The following is a 26,767-nucleotide window of genomic DNA, read 5'->3' on the forward strand; positions in this document are numbered from 1 at the left end:
AGGTTTTCCTCACGAGAATCGTCAAAAACTACAGATGCTTTATCTAAGGACTCCTTTTTCCAGTTCCTTAAGAGATTTGGCTGTATATCATTTTCGGTAGCGATGACATTGAGTTCCTTTTCTCCCTTGAGAACCTTAAGGACTAATTTTGCTTTGAATTCTGTGAAAATGTTCTTTTTGTGCGAGACATAATAATGATTCCTTTCTGTGCTAAATTGAGTGTATCAGATTCATTATAAAATGTCTCAAAAAGTGTCTTAAATTACGCTACCATTATAAGAAACAGGATTAACATAAAAAACTAGATTATAAGTACGGATTATTGATGGAATAATTAATTCTTAAATGAAAGGATAGAATCAACTATAAATGGATTATACTGAACAAACTCAACAAGATTTAATAGACAAGCTTTGTGAAAATAATCTTTATATTAATCTTTCTGAAGATGAAAAGTAAGCGCTTAGTATTCCACTGTCGTGACTGACAGCGGCACTTTTGAAATAATAATAACAACTAAATATATGGAGCATTTCACTCCAATTACTATTCGTTATAGTTCGTTCACATATGGAGCGTTTTACTCCATATCGAATAGGATATTCAAAGTGGAGTGCTTCACTACACATGGAGGTTGTTATTATGCGAAGCAAATTTACTAAGCAACAAAAGTTTGACATGGTAATGGAATGTCGCAACAGCGGCTTATCCGATTACATGTGGTGCAAGAAGCACGATATCCAAAGCAGCACCTTTTATAGTTGGGTGAAACAGTTAAAACGAGATGGAGCTAATGTTCCTGAAAGAACATATGCCGAAGATTACCATCTTGATTCAAAACCAGATATCGTGAAACTTGAAATTGTCGATGAACTTCCTGCTGAAAAGCCACCAGTGGTTCAGCAGCTTCCATCAAACAATTGTGCCATCGAAATAACTATAGGACAGGCATCGATAAAAGTTTTCAATGATGTTAATCCAAAGTTATTATCTCAGGTTATGACCTGCCTGGGAGGTTGCGTATGATTGGTGATATCTCCATGGCAGATAACATATATATCATCTGTGGTTACACAGATATGCGCAAGTCCATAGATGGACTGTGTGCCGTAATTAAGGATCTGCTCGAACTCGATGCAGAAAATACCACATCGCTTTACCTCTTCTGCGGTAAGCGTAATGACAGGATAAAAGCACTGTATCATGAAAAAGATGGTTTTGTGCTTTTATATAAAAGGCTCGATTACAAGCTTGGTAAATACAAATGGCCACGTAATAAAAACGAGGTCAAAACCATTACCTGGAGACAGTTTGACTGGCTAATGTCAGGGCTGGATATCGAGCAACCAAAGGCAATAAAAAGTGCCTAAAAGCCTTGATTTTACTGGGTTTTTACCCCTAAATCTGTTATAATAAATGTATCAGAAAAAGGAGTTTTAACAGGTAAATGTCAGGTGCAAATGATATCCAACTCAGGGATCTGAGGGATACAATTTTACAACTGAATAATACAATCAACACTCAGACATCGCTTATTATGTCGCTTCAAAAGTCTATCGATGAGCGTAATGCCAGGATTGATGAAAAGGACCAGGTCATAGCAAATCTTCAGGCACAGCTTGATTATCTTAAGAATAAGCTGTTTGGTTCTACCAGTGAGATTCGTAAAAACGATATCCCTGGTCAGCTTAGTCTCTTTGATGCAGCTGATGAAGATGATAAGCCTGCCATTCCAATCGAGCCTGAGATTATCGAGGTTAAAGCTCACATTCGTGAACGTAAGCCAAAGGCTACCTATGATGAAATCTTTGAAAATATCAAGACCACACAGGTTCCTGTTGATGAACTTCCAGAGGAAGAACGTAAATGCCCTGAATGCGGTAGTGTAATGGTCCCTATTGGAACAAAGGTAGTTCGCACTGAGGTAATCTATCACAAGCCTAGCTTGGAGAGAATTGAGTACGTGGCTAGGACGTATTGTTGTCCTAACGCTGAAAAGGAAGCAGAAACTTACTTTGCCTATGATAAATGTAAAGCTGCATTGATTGAAGGTAGTTATGTTTCTTCAGGCCTTGCAGCACATGTGATGTATTACAAGTATGTCATGGCCTGTCCATTGTATAGGCAGGAACAAGATTTCATGCATCTCGGTGCCAAGATTAGTAGAGCTACCATGGCGAACTGGATTATTACCTGCTCACAGGATTACATGGTTCACATGTATGATTATCTTCATCGAAAGCTATGCGAGAGGATGTTCCTCATGGCTGATGAAACTCCTATCCAGGTTTTAAAAGAACCTGAACGAAGACCACAGTCGAAATCCTATGTATGGGTATTTCGAACTGGCGAAGACCGAAGAGTTCCAATAATCCTTTTCAACTACGCACCAACAAGAAAAGGTGCCAATGCGGCAGACTTCTTGAAGGATGCACCCGAAGGATATTTCCTTATGACTGATGGCTACAAAGGATACAATAAAGTACCTGACGCCAATCGATGTGCCTGCTGGGCACACATCAGAAGGTATTGGCTTAGAGCCATTCCTAAAGGTCATGAAACGGATTACACTCATCCAGCGGTACAAGGACTTCTATACTGCGATAAGCTGTTTAGTTATGAAAGAACCTATAAAGAGAAGGGACTTTCAATTAAACAGATTTATAAGCGTCGTCTCAAGGATCAAGAGCCTGTGATAGATGCTTTCTTGGCGTGGCTTGATGAACTTACACCTAAGACTGGCGATAGTATAATCAAAGCGATTAACTATACCAACGGATGCCGACCATACCTGAAGAACTATCTTAAGGATGGAGCTTGTAGCCTTAGCAATAATCTAAGTGAAAATGCAATCCGTCCTGTTGTAATGGGCAGGAAGAATTGGTTATTTAGTGATAGCCAGGATGGTGCTAATGCCAGCATGGTAATCTACTCACTGATTGAAACCGCAAAGTCTAACGACATAGATCCTGAAAAATATCTTGAGTATCTTCTCGAGTGTCGTCCGAGTGCTGATTGGTCAGACGAGGAACTAGAGCAGTTAGCTCCATGGAGCAAAGCTACTCGAGAAGCATGCGCTATATAAAATGGAGTAAAATGCTCCATATGTTGAATGTCTGGCATCCGAAAGGATGCCTTTATTCATATCCTACGGGGTAATACTAAGCGCTTACGATGAAAAGAGAAACTATGATAAAATTCTTGATGAATATGTACAGCAAGTTAGTGGATATTTTGAGAAGGAAATAAACTCTAGTATTGATGGTGTCGAGTTCCTAATCGTGGATGAGAAGAGTTTTTCGGTAAAAGCATCTCTAGGGGAGGAAAAACATAGAGGAAAAATAGTTTTCAGTCGACTAATAATTGTTGCAATGTATGAGATGTTCTATTCAATGGATTATAAAGGAATTGTGGTTGATGGAAAAAATATAGAAATAATTAAAGAGATGCTTTTTAAATTTGCGTTATTTAGCGTCTTATTACATGAAATGGCACATATTTACAGAGGACATGTTGGCTTATATGGTTATTGGGAAAAACATAATTTAATTGAATCGCATATTCTTGATATACAGACATTAGAATGGGATGCCGATTGTATGTCTGCTACTAATATAGCGAAAGTAATAAATTTGAGGAAAAAAGAAATATTACCGGATGTTACCATAGACTTTATTACAAAGATTATGTGCGGTGCTATATGTGGAGCGATGTATTGGCAAAGGTTTATTACAGATTTTGACGGGATTAGAAGTAAGATGCATCCGATACCAATATATAGAGCGATAATAATGATAGACTGTATAGGAGATTTAGTAGGTAATAAAGAGCAAATTTATGACTATTTTAATGGATATGAGAATGAGTTTAATAAAGTATTTGCTATATCTGAAGAAGCAATCGTCAAAGAGTGGAAATTAGCAGCTAAAGAAGTGGATATCATAGCTGAGTATTATGATAGATGGGATATTCTAAAAGATGAATTAGAAGAGTATTCTGTAATTCCCTTAGATGAATAAGAGGTATTCCTTGCATAATGAGCATGGGAATGTTAGTGGTTCAGTTGAAGCGCTTTTGGTAGCTATATACGTGATGTAAATAGAAAACTCAATACATAACTCAAGTAGATAGTTAGATAAAACCTGTATTGGCCACACTATTATGCTATAATGAATATAACATAAGAGTTTAAACGACAATATGATAAATATATCCACCCGTAATATATGTCTAATATCAAACTCCAAGCAAGATTGTAATTAAATTATTTTTTTGATAATATTTATACAAACGAATGTTTATTGGAGCTATTTATGGGTATGAATAAATACTTTATTTTTGATGAATCAGGAAATCTCGGCTCTACAGGAAGATATTTTGTTATAGCCTGTATTGAAACCAGCAATTACAAATCCTTAAATAATTACATGAAAAACAAACTTGGAAAAGCAAAACGTCTCTTTATTGAACTGGCATGTCTTCATTCACATGAAATAAAAGCCAAGGATGCTTATCCTTGCATAAAGTATCATATTGCAGAGACTTTAGTTACAAAAGATGTTCGTGTGTCTTATATTGTTGCTGATTTGAAGCATATAAAGCCATCGCTTTTGAAAGAAAAAAATATCTTCTACAATTATTTGATGAAATTGTTACTTGATAAACTCATTTCAGCTAATGATGATGGCTCTACAATTAATATAATTTATGATAATCACACAACTAAAGTTGGATCTGTCAATTCTTTATCTGAATACCTACAGTTGTATTTTATTTATGATAAAGGATATGATATTAATTTCAATTTTAAAAGCATGGATTCTGATGCCGCTAACGCATACTCTGTTCAAGTTGCGGATTACTTTGCAAATGCTGTATATTCATATTACGAATTTGGTATAGATATGTATTATCAGCTATATACGCCTATTGTTAATAAAGCCATTCATTTCCCTTCAAAAAAATTTGCCAAATAATTAACTTTTCCTTGCTTTTGAACGATATAAATAGTAGAATAAAGTTCCAATAATGATTATAAAGGCGTGTAAGCCTATATAGATGTGCGTTTATTTTCTGCATAAGTTGCCTATGTGGTAACCATCTTTATAGCTGCGCCTTTTTATTATTGTTATAATAATAAGGATGATCAAAGTTTTTGAGGGTTTGCCAAACTTGTTGAGGTTCTAACTTGAGGGGCTAGTTTGAGGGGCAAACTTGAGGGTACAAGTTGAGGGTCTGGCGAAAGCCAGACCCTTTAATAATACATTTCTAAAAATCATCATCTTCAAAATAGGTTACAGGATTGTAATCAGAAACTCCATTTAATACAGGGGTCTTTCTTGTGGCGTATAGAAAGCGGTTTCTGAAGTGTTCGAAGTTGCGAAAAACTCTTCCAGAACGACGAAGATCCTTTACTTTTCTATTTATTGATTCAATAGGACCATTAGAAAGTCTGCTATCGTATAGACAATTGAAAACAAGAGAGAGTAGGTTTGTAAATTCTGAACTATTATTTTCATTTATACAAATTTAACTAAAGTATATTTTCCTTAGAAGAAGCAACTGGTTTTTAAGCAAAAAAATCGGTTGTTTTTTTTGCTTAAAAGAAATATTATAAATATAAGCAAAAATTGTTTAAGTTAGAGTGAGGTATTGAAATGCAAGTAACGAGCAATCGAACTGGATATATAATAAAACAACCGACTGGTTACGATTCGTTTATTCCAAATGATTTGCCGCCAAATCCGCCGGTAATTATTGATGATGAAATGCAGGATTTACTTTCTCAGGCAGACAGAAAGCTGGGACGGTTGGATGGGATAACCGAAATACTACCAAATCCGGAGTTGTTTGTGGCGATGTATGTGAAAAAAGAGGCCGTATTAAGTTCTCAAATTGAAGGTACACAAGCATCAATGATTGATATCTTGAATACTCAAGATGAGAAGGGACCAGATTATGAGCCTGATAATATAAAGGAAGTAGTAAATTACGTAAATGCAATAACGTATGGTCTTGATCGACTCGAATCATTGCCATTCAGCTTGCGTTTGATAAGAGAAATACATCAGATACTGTTGACAAATGTTAGAGGTTCAACTAAGAATCCAGGTGAATTTCGCAAAAGTCAAAATTGGATAGGGCCTGCTGGATGCACGCTTGAAAACGCATCGTTCATTCCACCTTCACCAACTGAGATGCTTAAGTCCATGAGTGCACTGGAAAACTTTTTTTATGAAGATGATCATATTCCTGCATTGATAAAGATAGCCTTGATTCATGCTCAGTTCGAAACTATTCATCCTTTCTTAGATGGTAATGGTAGAATGGGAAGATTATTAATTACGTTTTGGCTTTGCAAAAAGAGAATACTTACTCAACCATTGCTTTATATAAGTTATTATTTTAAACAAAATCGTAGCGAGTATTATGAATGTTTAAATAAGGTGAGATTCGACGGTGATTGGGAAAGTTGGATTAAGTTTTTTCTTCAAGGGGTAGCAGTGACTTCAGATGAAGCAACAAGTTCAGCAAAGGCTATTTTGTCATTAAAGAAAAAATACTCAGAAGTTTTATATAAGGTAGACAATGGAAATAGTAGTTATCAAAGGTTGTTAGATTTGTTATTTGAATACCCGATTGTTTCTAAAAAGCAAGTTTCTGAGTTATTAAATGTATCTGAACCTACGGGAGCTACCGTTTGTAATGAGTTTGTCAAATTAGGAATATTGGTTGATGATACTCCGGAGAAAAAAAGATATAAAAAATATAGGTTTGCAGAGTATGTTGGAATTCTGCAAAAGGGTACAGAATTGTAGGAGAATTAAAAATCAACAGTAGAAAGGGAAACTTATGCAAGAAAAATATTGGAAATATATGGTCAGATAAAAGCGTGGATTTTCTAATTAGATATTTATGCGGAAAAATCATATAGGTGGGATCGGTTAATTAAGTCATTTTTGGCGATAATTTCCTCTCCGAGTATTGCAGCATGGACAATAAGGAGCATAATGAGTATTGTCTGAGGTTGTTGGAAGAAAATGGGGTGATTTATTAGTTATCATAGAGGTGGTTCATTTAAAAGAGTTAGAGTATAACAAGGCGGGTGCACGATAGGTGAGGCTACACACTAAATAGGAGATAAAGCGTATGGTAGAGATTTTTGGTAAAAAATCGATTGTCAAAGAAATACTACGTAGATTGGGAATTGGACACGCTAAGCAATATGATAGTATAATCTTTGGTAATGGGTTTAATGTACGAGTAGAAGGGATAATTAAAAGGGAGGTAAAAGAAGAGTATAAATTTCTATTTTCATTTAGTGAATTTTTAGATGTATTAATATCTGGAAATAATGATAATACTTATATTGAGATAGCGAATAAAATACTAAGTAAATCGGGACGCGAAAGTCTTTCTCAAGTATATGCTGATATTAATAATATTTATTCGAAGAATCCTAAGGAATTATTTACATATTTTGAAACAGAGTTCAGCTATTTTGTTAATGAAATTGCCAGGAAAAGGACTAATAATCAAGCTCTAGCAGTATGCTTAGTTATGAATTACCTTGCAAACGAAAATTATCATAAATCTTTCAGGAGAATTGTAGATGATAAAAAAGCATTAAAAGATTTTAATAAGCTAAAAAGAAAAATAGATAATATATTTGATAATATATGTTTTTATTATAATCTATATGACTGCTTGCAGAATCAGTTCATTTCTCATAATCAACAGCTACAGGAACTTAGATTAAATGAATACAAGAATTTTAAGATAAACTATTTGACGGATAGTGCCATTACAATGACAACCAATTATGGTTGTGAAATTGAGGAGTATTGGGAAAATACCGAATATTTGCACGGAAAATATGAGAGTCACAGAAGAATACTGAATGAATTAGATGAAGTTATACGAGCATTAACAATTAAAGAAAATAATCAATATAATTTTCTGTTCGCTCCAACTGCAATAAAAAAACATTACTTGACAGACAATAGATATAACGATGCTCTTTTCAAGGATAATACAAGAACGTATGGACATATGTTAGTGTATGGTATGAGTTTTGTCAAAATGGCTATAGCTGAAGAACTGAGTACAGCTATGCCTGATAAAAGACTTTTTGATACATATATAGATAATCATATAATAGTTAGAATAAGCGAATTAATAGATTCAGGACAAATAGAGGATGTTGATATTGTGGCTTATTCAGAATTAGATTTTGAGAATATCAGTAGTTTATTAGAATCTTACAAAAACAATGACCAGGAAAATGTTTATGTTCAATATAAAAATAAAAAGATTAATGTCGTAAAGTATGAGGCATTTGAGTAGTTTAAGTTGAGAACAATATTGCTGCGCAGGCTGGCTCTATGGCTGAATTAGGTGGAAAATGATTGATATAGAAACTGCAATGAATGGATTGTTAGAGTATGAGAAAGATATTGTAAAACGTGACCGTGAGAGGAGTTTGTTGGAGTACAGGTCTACTCTGATAAGTCGACCTGGATATAGAATCGATGAATTTGAACGTTTCATACGAGAAGACTATTTTAGCTGGATGAATACTACTTACTATAAAGAAGAATTTAAGTCATATATTCATTTACATCCACATTGTTTATCTGATATTTATGCATCAGTAAAAGAAAACAAAAAAGATTTTGAGAGTATAATAAGCGATATCATCAAGATTGATGGGATTGGTGCTGTTTTGGCTACGGGGATGGTTGCGTTGATTGATCCTAATAGATATGGAATAATTAATAATAGCGTGCTTCATCAACTTCGAAAGTATGGAATGGTTTCGGTTAAACATACAGTGGCATCAGAGTGTGGGATTGATGAAATAATTAAGATGGAGAATGCTCTTGGGCAAATAGCAATGCATTTTAATAGTGTATTCCCACACCACAAATGGAATCCTCGAATGGTTGATAAAGCATTGTGGGGTCTGGAGAAGCTTGAAACAAAATAACAGACATTACACTAATGTTTTTGTAATGTTTAAGGTAATGCTGTAAATGGTAAATTGGTTACAAATAAAGTTTGGTTATCATCACCTACAATGCATGGTGAGGAGATTAAATATATTCGTGAAGCTTACGACACAAAGTGGATGTCTACAGTGGGTGCTAATCCTAACGAGGTAGAGCGACTTGCGGCTGAAAAGGTGCGCAAGTGGTCTACTCAGGCTAGAGAGGCGGCGAGCTGGTATCAGCACGAAGAACTTGTCTACAATTACCGCATTAGCAATGTTATCGCAGGCGGCACCCTCGGCACAGACGGCAAGCCGTTTGATATAGGAGCGGATATATTTGCTAAGGGATTATGTTTGCCTAGTGATAATAAGATGACACTTGAGTAGCAGGATAGGATTATTGAGGTTGTTAGGGGTTGTTTTGAGTAGGGGTGACTAAATAGCTTCATACATGTATGAAAAGGTCCATTGCTGTAAGGCTAGGTACATTATAGGATAATGTTTATCTGCTAAGTAAGAAGTATAAATGGATTGATGGACTTAAACCTAAAACTGGTGCCAGCATAATCAAAGCGACCACGTTTAATATATTAAATCAACAAGAGTACACTTATTGACAAAAGTGTACTCTTTTATTATTATATTTTTACAAGAATAGTGGAGGCATATCGTTATGGAAGATATGATGAGAGATCCTAATGGATATAGCCCGAGTGATATAGTTAATAGATTGGTTAATTGTATTTCATCGGGCTATGAGGGAATTGATTACACAGTTATTCCTAGAGATAAAAATGAAAAACTGTTTAAAGATTATGTTATTACTTCGGCAAAACGTAGGGAAATTCTTAAGTCATTAACAATTAATGATTACAAAAGATGGGAATTTAGTGACAATCCAGATTATGATTCATTAGTATATTTTTTTGTAAAGACAGTTAAATTGATACCTAGATACTTTGAAGATGCTTCTGAAAAAGATGTAGATTTATACATCAAGGTTTCATGGGATGAAAATAACAATAATTTGTTATTTATTATTTCATTTCATGAAAAAGAATACTAATATAAAAGATGATAATTGGTGAATATTATTCACTTATATAAAGATGTAAAAATAATACAGATTAATTGAACAATGAGGATTTTTATATGAATACGAAAGCACGTGGGGGAGAACCTTATGACAAAATCCTGTGCTCCAAGTGTAGGAGTTTACAGGAGTTTTATGTTAAGACGGAACGTGAACTTCGAAGAGTTAATGGGAAAGATTATGAGTTTAATAAGCGTGTAGCTTATTGTAAGAAATGTGGATGTGAAGTTATGGTACCTGGTATAGAGGATGAAAACGAAGCATCATTTGAATACATATTTAGAAAAGAAAATGACTATATACAAATTGAAGAAATAAAAGAAATAATTGATAAATATAGCATAGAAAAACGACCTCTATCAAAATTGCTTGGATTTGGAGAGCATACTATAGAAAAATATCTCGACGGACAATTGCCAAACAGAGAGTATTCAGATTTATTAAGAAAAGTAAATCGGGATTATAGAGTAATGCTGTATTTTTATGAATTAAATAAAGACAAACTTACCCCAAAGGGTGTTGAAAAAATAAAGGGAAAGCTTGAGTACTATAAATCTATAAATGAATACAGTTCATCAATTGAAAGGTATGCTATTTATATCTTAAATTCAAGTTATGAGATAACAAATCTGTCTTTGCAGAAGCTTTTATATTACATTGAAGCGTTTGGTCAAGTGATTCTTGGAGAACAGCTTTTTAATAATAGATGTGAAGCATGGAAGTTGGGTCCGGTATATAGAGATATTTATGAGAAATATAAGGTTTTTGGAAGTGACCAAATAGTTATAGATAAAAGCGATACATCTAATATTCTTGATGAAAAGCATAGAAAACTAGTTGATTATGTTCTGAAACATTTTGCTATATTTAACGGATTTACATTAAAAGAATTAACACATGCTGAAGCACCATGGATAGATGCGCACAGTGGCTATGCATTAGATGAACGATGCGAAGAACAAATCACTCACGAATCTATAAAAGATTACTTTGAAAAAGTAAATAATAAATATAAGCTAAATACAGATGAGGGCGTAAAAGAATATATTGAGTCTTTGGGGGTAATGTAGTAGATATAAGTTTATAGAACGAAAGACCTTGTATTATGAAAGAAGTTGGATGACTGGGATGACATATTAAGGTTAATAATTGAAAAGAACATGAAAGCCATGGGGTATATGATATACTTATTGAGGAAGGATAAAATGCTAATCCCGAAATATGCAACTTTACATTTCGCATGACTATTGAAAGGACCCTAAGATGAAACTAATAGACTACAAAAATTCCCTAGTAGACAGCTACAAGAAAAATAAGAGAACATTTACCTTTTATCTTATACTTAGAGGCTTGGTAATACTCACTCTTATCAGATGCATTATTACAAGAAACTACGAAAGTGCAGCAATCTGCATCCTATCATTGTTGTTGTTCTTAATGCCAGCATTTTTGCAGGATAAAATGAAGATAGAATTTCCAGCTGTATTCCAGGCCATAATATTCGGATTTATATACGCTGCAGAAATATTAGGTGAAGTAAATCATTATTATGTGATGATTCCTGGATGGGACACGATGCTGCATACCATGAACGGCTTCCTGTGCGCAGCCATCGGGTTTTCACTCATCTATCTGTTAAACAGAAGCAGCAAACATATTAATTTATCACCATTTTATTTGACCCTAGTGGCTTTTTGCTTTTCTATGACAGTTGGGGTTATTTGGGAGTTCTTTGAATTTACCATGGACCAGCTTTTCTATCTAGACATGCAAAAGGATTTCATAGTAAAAGAAATCGGTTCAGTTACACTGGACCCAGCAAATAGTGGAATGCCTTTCGTTATCAACAACATTTCAGAAACTATAATCAAAACAGCAGACGGACAATCATACGTAGTACCGGGCGGCTACCTTGATATTGGTATCATCGATACAATGAAGGATTTGCTGGTAAACTTAGTCGGAGCTGTGGCATTCAGCATCATAGGCTACACTACATTAAGATTTTCAAAGAAATCCGTGATTGCAGATAACCTTATGATTAAGCCAAAGGAGACTGACGAGGAGTAAAAAGGGGGAGAGTTTATGTGTACAGCAGCAACATACTACAGTAAGGACCATTACTTTGGACGAAACTTAGATTTAGAGTTTTCATATAACGAAACAGTGACAATCATGCCAAGAAATTATCAACTGCATATACGACATGCGGCCGATTTAGATAGCCATTACGCATTGCTCGGAATGGCGTATGTGGTTGATAATTATCCACTGTTTTATGATGCTATAAATGAAAAGGGTCTTGGCATGGCTGGCCTGAACTTTCCTGATAATGCCGATTACAAAGATATTGTAGAGGGGAAGGACAATATCACTCCTTTTGAATTTATTCCTTGGATATTAGGGCAGTGTGCTTCTGTGAAAGAGGCCAGATTGTTATTGGATAAAATCAATCTGATTAACGAAAACTTCAGCGACCAATTGCCTTTGTCACCTCTTCACTGGATGATTTCAGATAAGACAGAATCCATAGTTGTGGAGCAGACAAAAACTGGACTTCGCATTTACGATAATCCTGTAGGCGTAATGACCAACAATCCTACCTTTGACATACAGCTGTTTGAACTGAATAAATATATGGCACTTACTGCCGAGCCAGCCCAGAACACATTTGCAGAAGGAATATCATTGAACCAGTATAGCCGTGGAATGGGAGCAATAGGTCTACCGGGAGATTTATCATCCACATCCCGTTTCGTAAAAGCTGCTTTCACCAGGATGAATTCAATTTCAGGAGAATCAGAACTAGAAAGCGTAAGCCAATTCTTCCATATCCTAGGTTCTGTAGACCAACAGCGTGGTTGCGTTCATTTAGGCGGTGAAGCATATGAAATAACTATCTACACCTCGTGTTGTAATTTGGATAAGGGAATTTATTATTACAACACATACGAGAATCATCAGATTACAGCTGTAGATATGCACAAGACCAATCTGGACGGAACAGAGTTATCAACATATCCGCTGAGACATGGTGAGAATATATTTTTTGAGAATTGAATGGATATTGCAAAGACTACGATTGAGACATGTGATGCAGCAGTTAATTTAAATAGCGTGTCATAAAATTTATAATCTAACATATTGAAAATATGACAAAGAGGATATATAATAAGATTATGGAACGGAGGTAACAATATGGAAGAAAGTATTCAATGCAATAGATTAAAGGAATTGCGGAAGAATAGCAAACTAACTCAAGATCAAATGGCTCAATACCTTGGAGTAGACCAAAGTTTAGTTACAAAACTTGAAAATGGGACTAGGGTATTAAATGTATCACTAATTGAAAAAATATGTAGTTTATTCTGTTGTACAGAAAATTACTTATTAGGGATAGATGATGAATTCACTCCAATGACATTTGCATTTAGAGCAAATTGTATTCAGGCAGAAGATTTGGAAAGTATAGCTGCAGTTAATAGAATTGCAAGAAATATTAAATATATGAACAACTTATTGGAGAATTAATATGAAAACAGATCAGGAATTGAATTCACTTGCATTACAGACTCGAAGAGGCTGGAATGAAGATGGATATTCGCCAATTGATATTTTTGGAATAGTCAATGGGTGGAAAGAACGGAATATTACCATTCTTAGATATCCATTATCAGATAGAATTAGCGGTATGTGTACCAAAGTGGATGAGGATATCGTCATTTGTATAAATTCAAAGACTTCCTACGGTAGGCAACGATTTACACTTGCGCACGAGCTTTATCATGTACTTTATGAAAACATAGTTGGCCAAGTAATATGTAATAAAAACATGGGTGATAATCAAACGGATTCTGAAAAAGAAGCAGATAAGTTCGCTAGTTATTTGCTACTACCTTATGATGCTTTGTATCAATACGCTGCTAATATAAATCAAGAATGGACTCTTGAAAGGGTTATAGAAGCTGAACAATTTTTTCAAATAAGTCATATGGCAATGTTATTTAGATTAGCAAGTAATGGTTTTATTGATGAAAATGAAGAAGAAAGTTTTAAAGATATTACAGTATCTAGAGTTGCTGCATTACTAGGGTATGGTAAGGAATTATATCAACCATCGCCTCAAAATAGAGAATATTTTGCAACTGGTGAATATATCCGTAAAATCGAAGAGCTGTCAAGCAAAGACTTGATTTCCGATGGTAAGAGAGAAGAATTATTATTGGATGGCTATAGGGCTGATATTGTATACAATCTTGAAGAGGAGGAAGGTAACTTGAATGACTAATGAGTATTTCTTCGACACAGATTGTTTGTCAGCTTTTCTGTGGATAAATGATATAAATATATTAAGTGAACTCTATGGAGGGCGAATAATTTTTCCAGGACCGGTATATGAGGAATTATCTAATCCAGCTATCCCTCATTTAAAACGCAGAGCTGATATTCTATTGGCTAATAAGAGTGCTCAAATTCAAGAAATAGAGTTTGGCACAGAGGAGTATAGAGTATATCAAGCACTTGTTTACGGGCAGGAAGGAAACAAGCAAATTGGTAAAGGCGAGGCTGTGGGAATTGCTCTCGCTAAAATACATAATGGCGTCCTAGCAAGTAACAATTACAAAGATATAGCTCCATATATTGATAAATATGGATTGAAGCATATTGATACCGGGATGATATTGACTGAGGCTCTAAAAAAGAATTTGATAACCGAAGAAGATGGAAATGATATTTGGGCTAGAATGCTTGCAAAAAACCGCAAATTACCCAGTGACTCTTTTACTGAATATTTGCATATGCGGTCTACTAGTAACGAATGTAAGGGGAAACCTTATATATAAAAAGGAACTAAGTAATAACTTAGTTCCCTGATTAGCAGCGGATAAGATTGAAATGATATACGCCACTTTCATTTAGCACATGAAAAGTATAACAAATCTTATCCTATGCTACAAATCCAAATTGTATTTTGGAAATAATAGTAAAGGAGGATAAGAGAGATGGGAAAAATTCATCATGGTGGTAAAGTTGGTAAAGCTGGCAGAATTTTAGCAAGAAAAACATCTTCTAGCGCTGCTAAAAGTAAAGCTGCTAAAACTCTGAATAGCCACAAACAAAAGTATCATTAGTTATTCGATACAATTACAATGTTATAAGAGGAGGTGTGACACCTCCTCTTATTTCACTTTATATAAGTTTTTATATGGGGGCATAATGGGAAAGAAAAATTGCAATAAAAATAATGAAAAAAAATAATGAGTTAAATATATTAAAATTGGCCATGGCGCAAAAACTAAGAGTAAAAAGAATCAGATGAATGCAAATCCTGCTTATGATATTATTAGAATAATATTATAGGGAGGATTTTTATGAGACGCAGAGAACGAGAAATTACAGATCCAAATCAAATACAAGAAATCTTAGACACCTGCAGTTATCTGCATTTAGGCTTGGTGGATGATGGCATGCCTTACGTGGTCCCACTTAATTATGGGGTTACTAAGGATGAATCCGATGGACATTATGTATTATACCTTCACGGAGCTCACGAAGGCCGGAAGTTGGACATCATCAGAAAGAATCCTAATTGCTGCTTCACAATGGAACGTAATGTGGAACTATTCGAAGGTCGAATGGCCTGCCAATACGGAATGGTTTACGAATGTGTAATGGGTTTTGGAACAGTCACCATAGTAGAGGATGTGGATGAAAAGATTAATTCACTGAAGATTCTTATGAAGACACAAACTGGCCGTGATGATTTCCAGTTTGATGAGCGAATGGTGTCTATTGTTACGGTTATGAGAATTGATGTTAACGAACTTACTGCTAAGAGAAGACCTTTGCCTGGAAGCGAAGGTTAATCTTTGGCGAAACCTACGATGTTATGTATACTGCAAAATATAGGATTAATAAGAAAAGACTTTCGAATAACAAAAACAGGTTGAAAATATCTCCTATTTTAGAATAATAAAGGCATATAGTTTGAGATTGAAACCTAAGAATGGGACATATGAGCCTGGTGTAAAATTTGAGGATATAACGAAATTGTACTTTTTAATATGCTTAAAATATATTTTGCAAGGATCAAAGCAGTGGGGGAGTTTGCAGATAAATTTGAAGAATTAGTTGGTAAATATGATGTAGTTGACGTTTCTACAATGGGGTTTTCGAAAGATTGGGTCGATTAAATGAATTTAGGGAAGGAAAAGTATTAATGTTATGGAGAAAATAATACTTGATAAAGACATAGTGAAAGCGCTTTGCAATAATGATGTTGAAGTTATGGCACATAATAAAATGTTTGGATTACAGCAACAGTCAGCTAAGGTATTTATTCGAAATATGATTGCAAATGATATACCTCTTAGAGTATTAGTATCTGGTTTTAGGGGGACTGGCAAATCGTGTTTTGTAAATTATGTTTTTGACAAAGAATTAAGTAAAAACCGGAAAAAGCGTAAAGCCGAAGAAGACTCTATTGAAAAATTAGTAGTGGTTAGATTTAATACTGCAAAATATACGGAATATAAATACTTTTTAAGAAAGATTATTCGAGAACTTTATCTAGCTACAAAGGATGCGGGGTATTTAGAAAATAACAATGCATCACTTGAAAGATTATATTTATCAACATTTTATGATGTAAAAGAAGTATCAGAAGAAATTCTATCAAACACACGAACAGATGCCTTGGAAAAATATTTAGAAAAATCTAATGAAGGACAGTTCAAACTTGAGGATTTTGTTGATATTGCTTTTATAATAGGATTTGTTAGAGATTTTCACCTTAGACTTGTGGCATTATTCCTTATAATCATTTCTAAATTTACGTTAAAGGTTCAGGCAGGTAGAAATCTTAGGCAATCACTTGAAGCGAAAAAACAAAATAGTTTATCACTAAAAAAAGAAACTTTATATGATGATGAAATAGCAGAGTACCTTTTGTTTGATGAGCTTGAAAAATTAAAAAAACAAAAGGTAAAAGTAGTTTTTTTAATTGATGAGTTGGATAAATTGGATGAAGAAACATCAGCAAAGATTGTTAAGGATATAAAACCATTAATCCTTAATGAAAATAGTAATAGTATCCTTGTGGCTGGGGTGAATTTTGAAAAGCAAATCTTACTTGAAGACTCTCATATGGATGAATATGGTTCTTCGCTTTTTAATTACAGAATATATATGCGTTTTGCACAGCCCCATGAAATGCTTGAAATAACAAAGGCTATGGTCTGTAACAAAGATAATAAGACGGCATTAGAATATATGAAGTCTCAGGTTATAGAGGCTAGAGGAGTTAAGAGAGCACTAATAAATAATATACTTGCAGATGCATCTTTTATTGATGATGAGTTAGCTATTCAAGTAGATGATATTAGCGAGGATAATATCGAGCAATTTGAAATATATGATTCTCAGATGTTAGATTACTTTTATAAAGAATTTCGTAATATTAATGATATTATTATGGACGTTCTTTTCCAATATTGCTTTTGGGTATTTAGATACTATGAGCAAAATGGAGTAAGCAATGTAGAATATGATGAAAGCGCCATAGTTACTCTAATACCTAAATCAGATAAGGATCTTGTAGAAAAATTATTAGATACTGATAAAAGGCTTAAAATAATAAAACGTATAGTACGGAAAAAGATAGAATACCAAAACAGAAAATTATCAAATTATGATAGCGAAGGAGATGAAAAAATTACTGAAGAGTTTAATCGGTTAGGTAAATCTTCTTCATTGTCATTGGATAAATCAGCGGATGATTTTAAGGATTTTGAGGATACATACTGGCTTGTGGCATCTTTTGCAATTGAACTTGGTCTAAGTGTGGATGAATTGACAACACTATTAATACAGAGATTCTATAAAACAGGAGAGTTAAACACATTTGATAAAAATGAGGGATTTTTATATTTTTACAATACTTATCTCAACGATAAAAAAATTTATGCATTAGTTGAGCAATTAGTACGCTTGTGGTACGAGCAAATATTAAATAACAAAGTTTATTGTAATTTCCCAATAGGTGGTGTCGGTAATTGGCGTGCAGATATTTTTGATGCGGACAATCAGATAATAATCGAAATCAAGTATTACAAGTCAATTGGATATATTAGCAATAGTCTTGTAAGAACAAAAGAAAGAATATTAGGAGGTATACAGACAAAGCAAACTACAAATTCTAAAAGAAAGGTTGCAATCATTGTGTTATCGCCAGAAAAGATAGATAATCGTATAAAAGACCATAATCTTGAAGAAGATGAGATTGAAAACTGTATGATAAAAACATTCCTAGTATGCACAAGAAATTACAAAATGTTTCACTCAATGATGCAGGAATTAGAGAATTACTTAAAGGAATAAAGATAAAGAAATATAAAAAATAACCACTACAAACAAATACTATGTTATAATACAGTATTGAGTAATTTGTTTTTTACTCAATACTGTTTTTGGTTTACGCCAAATCTAAAAAATAAATTTTTAGGATGAACATTTATGGATAAAATAGCGGTATTAATACCATGCTTCAACGAAGCGGTAACAATAGAAAAGGTGGTAAAAGACTTCAAGGCAGTTTTACCAGAAGCCACCATTTATGTATACGATAACAATTCCACAGATGGCACAGATGAAATTGCCAAGAGGGCTGGTGCCATTGTTCGTTACGAACGTCAACAAGGCAAAGGAAATGTTATTAGACGCATGTTCTCAGAAATAGATGCCCAGTGTTATTTGATGGTAGATGGAGATGATACATATCCAGCTGATGCAGCTCGTGAAATGGTTGATAAGATTTTTGATGACCATGCAGATATGATTGTTGGCGACAGACTTTCTTCCACATATTTTGAAGAAAATAAAAGACCTTTCCACAACTTTGGCAATTCAATAGTTCGCTGGAGTATCAACAAGCTGTTTAAAAATGATATAAAGGATATAATGACAGGCTACAGAGCCTTCTCATATCGTTTTGTTAAGACATTCCCAATCCTTTCCAAAGGATTTGAAATCGAAACAGAAATGAGCATTCACGCCGTTGATAAAAATATGTTTGTTGAGAATGTTGTTATTGAATACAGGGACAGACCAGAAGGCAGCGAATCAAAGCTTAACACATACGGCGATGGAATGAAGGTTTTAGGTACAATCTTACGCTTGTTCAGATTTTATCGACCTAATATTTTCTTTGGAACCACAGCGGTAGTTTTGGCATTGCTTTCAGTTATTTTCTTTATACCGGTGTTAATCACTTATGCTGAAACAGGTTTGGTACCACAGTTTCCTACACTTATAGTGTGTGGATTTGTTATGATTGCGGCCATCCAGTCCTTTTTCGCAGGTGTTGTTCTTAAGACAATCTACCAGAAGAACAGGCAGGACTTTGAAATGGATTTGTACCGAGTGACAGACGATTTTAAAAGAAAACTTTCTAAAAACGAATAAAGGAATTAGTTAAATGGAACTTATAAACAAAATGAAACACTGGCAAAAGGTAGCTTATGTTCTCGCAGCTTACGACTTTATTACTGTAGCCCTTTCATATTTCTTGGCTTTGTGGCTTAGATTTGACTGTCAGTTTTCTCACATTGAGGAACCATATTTAGATAAATACTATTTAATAATCATCCCATACACAGTTTTTGTGCTACTTGTGTATTATTTCTTGGGATTATACAGAAGTATCTGGCGTTTTGCCAGCTTTTACGAGCTTAAAAAGCTTGTTATAGCAACAGTAATCACATTTTTAGCTAACGGGGTGGTGGTTACAGCACTTGTTTACCGAATGCCTATATCTTACTATGTCTTTGGTATAGCATTTCAGTTTTTCTTTGCAGTTAGCATCAGATTTTCATACCGATTCATCCTGTTGCTTCGTGAGAATCGTGAGAATTCAGGAACTGAAAATAACGTCCTTTTAATTGGCGCTGGCGCAGCTGGTCGTATGATTCTTCGTGATGTTAATTTTGTTAACGGTCGCGGAAACACTGGCACAAAAGTTGTATGTATCATTGATGATAATCCTAACAAATGGGGTCGCTACATCGATGGTGTAGAAGTTATCGGCGGCAGAGATAAGATACTTGCTGCCGTTGAAAAATACGAAATAAAAGAAATCTATATCGCAATTGCAAATATCACGCCTAGCGATAAACGCAACCTCATCAACATCTGCAAGGAAACAGATTGCAAGATTAAGCAGTTGCCTAACATGTATGCGGAAAAGGCAGGAGTTATTAGTGCGGGCAATCTTCAGAATATCACTATTGAGGATGTACTTGGCCGTGACCCAATCAGCCTTCATCAGGAGGATGTTGCTGCGCAGCTCAGAGACAAAGTTGTTCTTGTAACAGGTGGTGGTGGTTCTATCGGTTCGGAGCTTTGCAGACAGATTGCAAAATATGATCCAAAGCAACTTATTATTTTTGATGTATATGAAAATAATGCTTACGATATTCAGCTAGAACTTAAACGTAAATATCCAAATCTTGATTTGGTAACTCTTATTGGTTCGGTGCGTGATGCTAGAAGAATTAACTCTGTGTTTGAAACCTATAGACCAAACATCTGCTATCATGCAGCAGCACACAAGCATGTGCCTCTTATGGAGGACAGCCCATGCGAGGCTATCAAAAACAATGCAGTTGGTACATATAAAACAGCTTATGCTGCTATGAAATACGGCTGTGATCGTTTTGTACTTATCAGTACAGATAAGGCTGTTAACCCTACAAATGTTATGGGCGCTACAAAGCGTATTTGTGAAATGATTATCCAGACATTTGACAACATGGTTCGTAACAATCAGGAGGATAAGCTCCCTGTGCTTATTACACATCAGCTTGATATTGACATGGAAGATGCCGATAAGGTCCCTGCAGGTAGCGGTCACACAGAATACGTTGCTGTACGTTTTGGTAACGTACTTGGTTCTAACGGTTCGGTAGTACCTCTGTTCAAAAAACAGATTGCAGAAGGCGGACCTGTTACACTTACACATAAGGACATTATTCGTTATTTCATGACCATTCCAGAGGCTGTCAGCCTTGTGCTTAAGGCAGGCGCTAATGCCAGTGGCGGTGAGATATTTGTATTAGACATGGGTGAGCCAGTTAAGATTCTTGATTTGGCTCGCAATATGATTGAGCTTGCTGGACTTCGCCCTGACATAGATATTGAAATCGAATATATCGGCCTTCGTCCAGGTGAAAAGCTATACGAAGAAAAGCTTATGAGTGAGGAAGGCTTGAAGGAGACAGAAAACCATCTTATTCATGTAGCCGAGCCTATTAAGTTTGATTCGACAGAGTTTATTAACAATCTTAAGGAGCTCATGTCGTTAGCATATTCAAATGAGGCACCAGAAGTGGTTCAGAAAATCCGGGAAACAGTGCCTACATTTAAAGGTTAGAAAGGGGTATAGGAAATGTCTTTACCTAAGAGAAACATACCATTTAGCCCACCAGATATTAGTGAGTTAGAAATTCAGGAAGTGTGCGATGCACTTCGTTCGGGATGGATTACAACAGGTCCTAGAACAAAAGAATTAGAAAAAAGATTGGCCGAATACTGTGGCACATCAAAGGTGGTTTGCCTTAATTCAGCTACCGCCGCAGAAGAACTTAATTTTAGAATTTGTGGAATTGGCGAAGGCGATGAAGTTATTGTGCCAGCCTACACATACACTGCATCAGCATCAGCAGCTATCCACTGCGGTGCTAAAGTTGTTTTTGTTGATAGCCAGAAGGACTCAACAGAGATGGATTACGATAAAGTTGCAGAAGCTATCACACCTAAAACAAAGGCGGTTGTTGCCGTGGATTTAGGCGGAATTATGGTAGATTATGACAAGCTATTTGCAGCTGTTGAATCTAAAAAGGATTTGTTTGTACCTGGTGGTAACACTGAATTAGGCCAGCGCATTCAAAAGGCCATTGGACGTGTGTTAGTTTTTGCTGATGACGCTCATGCACTTGGTGCTTCTAGAAAGGGTGTTATGGCAGGTGCCATTGCAGACTTTACAGATTTTTCATTCCATGCAGTTAAGAACTTTACTACAGCAGAAGGTGGTGCTTCGACATGGAAGGATATTCCTGGTGTAGATAATGATGAAATCTATCATCGGTATCAGCTCTACAGTTTACATGGACAGAGCAAGGATGCTTTAGCTAAGACTCAGGTAGGTGCTTGGGAATACGATATTATTGGCCCTTGGTACAAGTGCAACATGACAGACATTATGGCTGCCATCGGTTTGCGTCAGCTTGACAGATATCAGGGCATGCTTGATAGAAGAAAAGAAATGATTGCTAGATATGATGCTATGTGTGATGAATTAGGTGTTATGCATCTTCATCATTACACAGATGAATGCACATCATCTGGTCATTTGTATTTAGTTAGAATTCCAGGCATCAGTGATGCTACAAGGCGTGAAATTATAATTAAGCTTGCTGAACAGGGAGTTAACACAAACGTACATTACAAGCCACTTCCAATGATGACAGCCTATAAGGCATTAGGTTGGGATATAAAAGATTTCCCTAATGCATACGCATATTACGAGAATCTTATCACATTGCCACTTCATACACTTCTTTCTGATGAAGATTTGGATTACATTATTCAGATATTCAAAGAAACAGTAAGCCAGTATATCAAATAGAAAGGTGTATTTGATGAGACTTAGAAAATGGGAAGACATTCCTGAATTTATGCGTTGTGACGAGGTAAAGCTTTACTATGAAGCTTTGACTCACAAAAGGGTTCAGCTTTTTTGCAAAAGACTTTTTGATATCGTAATTGCGATAATCCTGCTAGTCATTCTTGCGATTCCGATGCTTATAATCGCTATTATGATTAAGCTTGATAGCAAAGGACCAGTATTTTACAGACAAGAAAGAGTTACCACCTACGGAAGACATTTCAGGATTCACAAGTTCCGTACCATGGTAAAAGATGCTGATAAAATCGGAACAGCAGTTACTGTTGGTGGGGATGCCAGAATTACAAAGGTTGGTAGCAAGCTTCGCAATCTTAGATTAGATGAAATGCCACAGCTGATAGATGTTTTGATTGGTGATATGAGTTTTGTTGGAACACGTCCAGAGGCAGTAAAATATGTGGATGCATATACCAAAGAAATGAATGCAACACTTCTTCTTCCTGCAGGAATCACATCTGAAGCAAGCATTCGTTACAAGGACGAGGCTAAGCTTTTGGATGAAGCAGATGATGTGGATAAGGTTTACATCGAAGAAATCCTGCCAGCAAAAATGAAGTACAATTTAGATAGTATTAAGTTTTTTAGTTTTGGAGGCGATATTGTCACCATGTTCAGAACAGTGGCGGCAGTCCTAGGAAAAGAATATTAATTGAATGAGGAATAGCACATGTCAAACTTGAAAAAAGAATTCCAGGAGAATAAACTTTACGGACTATTTTTAATCATGCTAGGAGCATGTGCTGTTTGTCAGCTTATACTTACTTTTTATTTCACAGCATTTCAAGGTCAGGAGCACATGGGAATAGATGCATCCTGGGAATATCTTAAAGGAATAGTAGCCGCCAAAGAAGGAAGCTTGTATCCTGCATCTGTTATGCATGGTACCACTCATCCTGAATTTGAAAGAATAATTTTGGTGCTACCATTCTATAAGCTATTCGACAATATATTTTTAGCCTATAGCTTATCAAATCTTATATTTACATTGATTTCAATTCTACTGATTTTCAAAATCTCAGAGAATTTTAAATTTAATACATCAGTAAAGCTATTGATGACAAATCTGTTCCTTTGCCCATATCTCGCTAACGGTTACAAAGTGGCTAATGAATTGGGATACCACGAATCGGTCAATGGCTTTGCAGCTTATTATAATGTGTTGATAATAGCATTCTTTTTGATATTGCTATATTTCACGGGAGATGAATACAAGAAAAAAATATCATGTCTTGGTATAACAACATTCCTCGTAATTGTGTATGTGGCTATGTGTAAGGGGATGGGAATTTTCATCTGGGTTGGCTTGCCTATCATACTATTCTTACTTATTCAGATGTTTGTAAAAAATGATATCAAGATATTTACACAAACAAAATCTATTTATCTAATTTTGTTTGTAGCGGCAATGTTTATTGGTAGGCTTATCGGTGGTATTCTTGGATTTGAATATTTAGATTCAGATTCAATGTGGGTAAATGCAGGAGAGTTCATGAAGAATTTGGGCAATCTGCTACTTGGATTTCCTCTTATGTTAGGTGGAATTCCTGACGCTGGAATTACCAGAAATCCTGCTTCTTTATTTGGATTCGTTTATTGCTTTGGAATAGTAATTTCATTTGTTTTGTATTTAGCTGTTATTTACTGGTTGGTTATGACTGTAAAAAAAGCAAAATCATCTGAGGCTATGGATGAAAATATACTATTCCTATTGGTGGTTTTCTTCACAGCAATTTTTATGTTTGCCTTTTTAGCACCATACATTATTGGGGATTCATTCAGTGTTCGTTATTTAATCATAGCAACACTATCAGGCTTTTTTATGATTGGATTGTTTATTCAGTCACTTGATGAAAAGCTTCTGTTTAGGAAGTTTGGAGTAGTGGCACTGTTTATTTCTATAGCATGTATGGATCTATATTCAGATTATTTTTTAGCAATATCTGATAACAGTGCATGGCATGTTAATGAGTTATTATCTACAGTAGAAAAGACAGATGCTGGCTTGGTTTATTTTTGGGATAACGGTAAGACCCTAGTTCAGCCAGAACGTGTAATCAGGGTTATAGATGATAGTAGGGTTTACAAGTGTGTATCAAATGGTGACACTCTAGAAAACTTTGGTGATTATAAATATTATGATGATAGTACACAGTACGAAGGTGCTACTGTGATGGTAGTTCTTCAGGATGATATTGCGGCTCCAAAATCTGTTATGCAGCAATATGAACTTATAAATACCATTGGAGACTATGGCATTTATTATTGCGAATATAACCCAGTTGACTTTAAGAACATGGTTTCAAATTGGAAGGAATAAAACATGAATTTTACAGATGATATAGAAAGATTTATGGGGCAATGTAAGGATAAGCTTTCTGTCCAGCAAATTTATAGTTTATGTGCAGTATTAATTGCTGGCCTGCTTGCTCACGGATACATTATATTTAATCGTATTTCATATCATGATAATGCGGCTTGCTTGTTTAATCTAGGTGGAACCTATGAATCAGGCAGATGGATGCTTGGAATCATTTACGATTTGCAAATGATGACAACTAAGCTTTTTGCAGTGCCTGTTTTCAATGGAATACTATCTATAGTTTTTGTTGGAGCAGCAGCCATGTTATTGGTTGATTTATTTAAGGTACAAAGCAAATTTATTGCATCTGCAATCGGTGCTGTAATGGTGGTATATCCTGTTGTAACCAGCATCTTTTCTTTTATGTTTACATCCTGGGAATACCATTTAGCTCTTCTTTTATCAGTTCTTGCTGCAAAGATTTTTATTGAAAAGAGAACAGCAGGTTCGTTTTTATTGTCAGTGATTGTGTCTACAATTGGGCTTGGATTATACCAGGCTTTCTTTGCGGTTACTATTGTAATGTTTTTGGTGGCGTTGTTGCTTGATGCCATTGATGGTAAGTTTGAAAGTACCCTTGATTATATTAAAACAGGTCTACTTTATCTTGTGAACTTAGGTTGTGGCATGGTCTTGTGGGCTGTCATCCGCAAGCTGACCATGGCATTAAAGCATATTGAGGCAGTTGAATATAAGGGCATGAATGAGGGTTATTCGATTGCAAAATTCCCTGGACTTATTATAGATTCCATCAAAGCTTTCTTTGGCTTTGGGCAGGCAGGAATTAACGCAGTTTTATATCAAAGAGCATTTACAGCGATAATCGTAGTAGTTACAATGCTACAGATTATTTACCTGATTAGCTGTATGAAATCAAACATCGGTTTAAAACTTATTAGTGTAGTTGGTGTTATGCTTTTGCCAATCGGTATGAATCTTGTATATCTGCTTTCTACCAGTAGTGAGTATCATGTGGATACACTGATGGTTTATGGTAACATTTTTGTATATATCTTGCCGCTGCTATTGATTGAAAAGATGCAGTCTAACTGTACAGCTACTACTAAGATGAGTGGTGCTGTATCAGTTGTTACATGGGTTCAGATTATAGGATTGTTTGTCATGACATTTGGTTACATCTACATGGACAATGCAGCTTATATGAAGGCAGAAATTGCTGAAGAACAGGCTACATCATATTTTAATCAACTTGTTACAGCTATTAAAACCTGCGATGGCTTTTCAGAGGACATGGATATCATCTTAGTTGGCTGGGACAAGCTTGATGATGGTACATTTGTAAATGTTGACAATAATGAACAGCTTGATGCGGTTAAGCTTGAAAAGTTTCCGCGTTACACAGATATTGTACGCTATGGTGGCTCAATATATTTCATCCGAGAGCATATCGGCTTTGGTAATACTCATGTAATTGAAGACGATGGAACTGTAGCTGCTGAAACAACAGTGCAGTCTATGCCAACATATCCAAATGATGGTGCAATAAAGGTCATTGATGGCAGAGTTATAGTGAAGTTAGGAGAATAAACATATGCGTCGTAGAGAACGAGAAATCACCGA

The 26,767-nt window shown here is 35.2% G+C and carries 28 protein-coding genes; 26 read left to right on the plus strand and 2 right to left on the minus strand.

Annotated features, from left to right (window positions below; genetic code table 11):
- Positions 1–170: transposase (locus IJ535_RS14170; protein ID WP_294298391.1), on the minus strand; the 170-nt coding region annotated here is incomplete at its 3' end.
- 472 nt (positions 171–642) lie between these two features.
- Here IJ535_RS14170 and tnpA point away from each other — a divergent pair.
- From tnpA to IJ535_RS02195, 5 genes are all read left to right on the plus strand, one after another.
- Positions 643–1,026 (plus strand): IS66 family insertion sequence element accessory protein TnpA, encoded by a 384-nt coding sequence (gene tnpA / locus IJ535_RS02175; RefSeq protein WP_242942880.1) that lies wholly within the window; start codon positions 643–645, stop codon positions 1,024–1,026.
- Entirely contained in the window at positions 1,023–1,370 is a 348-nt protein-coding gene (gene tnpB, locus IJ535_RS02180) for an IS66 family insertion sequence element accessory protein TnpB (RefSeq protein WP_015550389.1), read from the plus strand. Before tnpA ends, tnpB begins: the two co-directional genes overlap by 4 nt.
- Positions 1,371–1,447: 77 nt before the next feature.
- On the plus strand, positions 1,448–3,085 hold the full coding sequence (tnpC, locus tag IJ535_RS02185) for an IS66 family transposase (RefSeq protein ID WP_294298226.1): 1,638 nt from the start codon (positions 1,448–1,450) through the stop codon (positions 3,083–3,085).
- A 46-nt stretch (positions 3,086–3,131) separates the two neighbouring features.
- Complete coding sequence (locus IJ535_RS02190) at positions 3,132–4,019, plus strand: hypothetical protein (RefSeq protein WP_294298228.1); 888 nt, start codon at positions 3,132–3,134, stop codon at positions 4,017–4,019.
- Positions 4,020–4,313: 294 nt separating this feature from the next.
- Positions 4,314–4,976 carry a DUF3800 domain-containing protein gene (locus IJ535_RS02195; protein ID WP_294298231.1) on the plus strand — a complete coding sequence of 221 codons (663 nt, stop codon included), beginning with the start codon at positions 4,314–4,316 and terminating at the stop codon, positions 4,974–4,976.
- A gap of 292 nt (positions 4,977–5,268) precedes the next feature.
- Here IJ535_RS02195 and IJ535_RS14215 read toward each other — a convergent pair whose 3' ends face one another.
- Positions 5,269–5,529 (minus strand): transposase, encoded by a 261-nt coding sequence (locus tag IJ535_RS14215; protein WP_442961359.1) that lies wholly within the window; start codon positions 5,527–5,529, stop codon positions 5,269–5,271.
- A gap of 128 nt (positions 5,530–5,657) precedes the next feature.
- Here IJ535_RS14215 and IJ535_RS02200 point away from each other — a divergent pair, with 128 nt between their 5' ends.
- From IJ535_RS02200 to IJ535_RS02300, 21 genes are all read left to right on the plus strand, one after another.
- Entirely contained in the window at positions 5,658–6,818 is a 1,161-nt protein-coding gene (locus IJ535_RS02200; protein ID WP_294298234.1) for a Fic family protein, read from the plus strand.
- A 331-nt stretch (positions 6,819–7,149) separates the two neighbouring features.
- Complete coding sequence (locus IJ535_RS02205) at positions 7,150–8,346, plus strand: hypothetical protein (protein WP_294298236.1); 1,197 nt, start codon at positions 7,150–7,152, stop codon at positions 8,344–8,346.
- A 58-nt stretch (positions 8,347–8,404) separates the two neighbouring features.
- On the plus strand, positions 8,405–8,989 hold the full coding sequence (locus IJ535_RS02210) for a hypothetical protein (RefSeq protein ID WP_294298238.1): 585 nt from the start codon (positions 8,405–8,407) through the stop codon (positions 8,987–8,989).
- 54 nt (positions 8,990–9,043) lie between these two features.
- Complete coding sequence (locus IJ535_RS02215; protein WP_330619486.1) at positions 9,044–9,379, plus strand: hypothetical protein; 336 nt, start codon at positions 9,044–9,046, stop codon at positions 9,377–9,379.
- Positions 9,380–9,665: 286 nt separating this feature from the next.
- Complete coding sequence (locus IJ535_RS02220) at positions 9,666–10,058, plus strand: hypothetical protein (protein WP_294298241.1); 393 nt, start codon at positions 9,666–9,668, stop codon at positions 10,056–10,058.
- An 86-nt stretch (positions 10,059–10,144) separates the two neighbouring features.
- Positions 10,145–11,155: a type II toxin-antitoxin system antitoxin SocA domain-containing protein gene (locus tag IJ535_RS02225; RefSeq protein WP_294298244.1), complete on the plus strand. Its 1,011-nt coding sequence runs from the start codon at positions 10,145–10,147 to the stop codon at positions 11,153–11,155.
- Between the two features lie 193 nt (positions 11,156–11,348).
- On the plus strand, positions 11,349–12,155 hold the full coding sequence (locus IJ535_RS02230; protein WP_294298246.1) for a hypothetical protein: 807 nt from the start codon (positions 11,349–11,351) through the stop codon (positions 12,153–12,155).
- Positions 12,156–12,170: 15 nt separating this feature from the next.
- Positions 12,171–13,145, plus strand: coding sequence for a choloylglycine hydrolase (gene bsh, locus IJ535_RS02235; RefSeq protein WP_294298249.1), 975 nt, complete (start codon positions 12,171–12,173; stop codon positions 13,143–13,145).
- Positions 13,146–13,283: 138 nt separating this feature from the next.
- The gene (locus IJ535_RS02240) at positions 13,284–13,616 is read left to right on the plus strand and encodes a helix-turn-helix domain-containing protein (protein ID WP_294298252.1); all 333 of its coding nucleotides are present in this window, start codon (positions 13,284–13,286) and stop codon (positions 13,614–13,616) included.
- Between the two features lies 1 nt (position 13,617).
- Complete coding sequence (locus IJ535_RS02245; protein ID WP_294298255.1) at positions 13,618–14,373, plus strand: ImmA/IrrE family metallo-endopeptidase; 756 nt, start codon at positions 13,618–13,620, stop codon at positions 14,371–14,373.
- Positions 14,366–14,929 carry a hypothetical protein gene (locus IJ535_RS02250; protein WP_294298258.1) on the plus strand — a complete coding sequence of 188 codons (564 nt, stop codon included), beginning with the start codon at positions 14,366–14,368 and terminating at the stop codon, positions 14,927–14,929. The genes IJ535_RS02245 and IJ535_RS02250 overlap by 8 nt, the downstream gene beginning before the upstream one ends.
- Before the next feature lie 159 nt (positions 14,930–15,088).
- A complete protein-coding gene (locus IJ535_RS02255) occupies positions 15,089–15,217 on the plus strand; it encodes a hypothetical protein (protein WP_294298261.1) in 129 nt (42 codons plus the stop codon).
- Between the two features lie 240 nt (positions 15,218–15,457).
- Positions 15,458–15,952, plus strand: a complete 495-nt coding sequence (locus tag IJ535_RS02260) for a pyridoxamine 5'-phosphate oxidase family protein (RefSeq protein WP_294298263.1) — start codon at positions 15,458–15,460, stop codon at positions 15,950–15,952.
- Between the two features lie 198 nt (positions 15,953–16,150).
- Positions 16,151–16,279 (plus strand): hypothetical protein, encoded by a 129-nt coding sequence (locus IJ535_RS02265; RefSeq protein WP_294298266.1) that lies wholly within the window; start codon positions 16,151–16,153, stop codon positions 16,277–16,279.
- A 31-nt stretch (positions 16,280–16,310) separates the two neighbouring features.
- A complete protein-coding gene (locus tag IJ535_RS02270; protein WP_294298269.1) occupies positions 16,311–18,464 on the plus strand; it encodes a P-loop NTPase fold protein in 2,154 nt (717 codons plus the stop codon).
- Positions 18,465–18,599: 135 nt separating this feature from the next.
- Complete coding sequence (locus tag IJ535_RS02275; protein WP_294298272.1) at positions 18,600–19,547, plus strand: glycosyltransferase family 2 protein; 948 nt, start codon at positions 18,600–18,602, stop codon at positions 19,545–19,547.
- Between the two features lie 31 nt (positions 19,548–19,578).
- Positions 19,579–21,513, plus strand: a complete 1,935-nt coding sequence (locus IJ535_RS02280) for a polysaccharide biosynthesis protein (RefSeq protein ID WP_294298275.1) — start codon at positions 19,579–19,581, stop codon at positions 21,511–21,513.
- A gap of 15 nt (positions 21,514–21,528) precedes the next feature.
- Positions 21,529–22,767, plus strand: coding sequence for a DegT/DnrJ/EryC1/StrS family aminotransferase (locus IJ535_RS02285; RefSeq protein WP_294298278.1), 1,239 nt, complete (start codon positions 21,529–21,531; stop codon positions 22,765–22,767).
- A 13-nt stretch (positions 22,768–22,780) separates the two neighbouring features.
- The gene (locus IJ535_RS02290; RefSeq protein WP_294298282.1) at positions 22,781–23,476 is read left to right on the plus strand and encodes a sugar transferase; all 696 of its coding nucleotides are present in this window, start codon (positions 22,781–22,783) and stop codon (positions 23,474–23,476) included.
- 18 nt (positions 23,477–23,494) lie between these two features.
- On the plus strand, positions 23,495–25,144 hold the full coding sequence (locus IJ535_RS02295; protein ID WP_294298285.1) for a hypothetical protein: 1,650 nt from the start codon (positions 23,495–23,497) through the stop codon (positions 25,142–25,144).
- A gap of 3 nt (positions 25,145–25,147) precedes the next feature.
- Positions 25,148–26,734, plus strand: a complete 1,587-nt coding sequence (locus IJ535_RS02300; RefSeq protein ID WP_294298287.1) for a glucosyltransferase domain-containing protein — start codon at positions 25,148–25,150, stop codon at positions 26,732–26,734.
- Positions 26,735–26,767: the final 33 nt, after the last annotated feature.

This window comes from Pseudobutyrivibrio sp. (assembly GCF_017471675.1).
GTDB lineage: Bacteria > Bacillota > Clostridia > Lachnospirales > Lachnospiraceae > Pseudobutyrivibrio.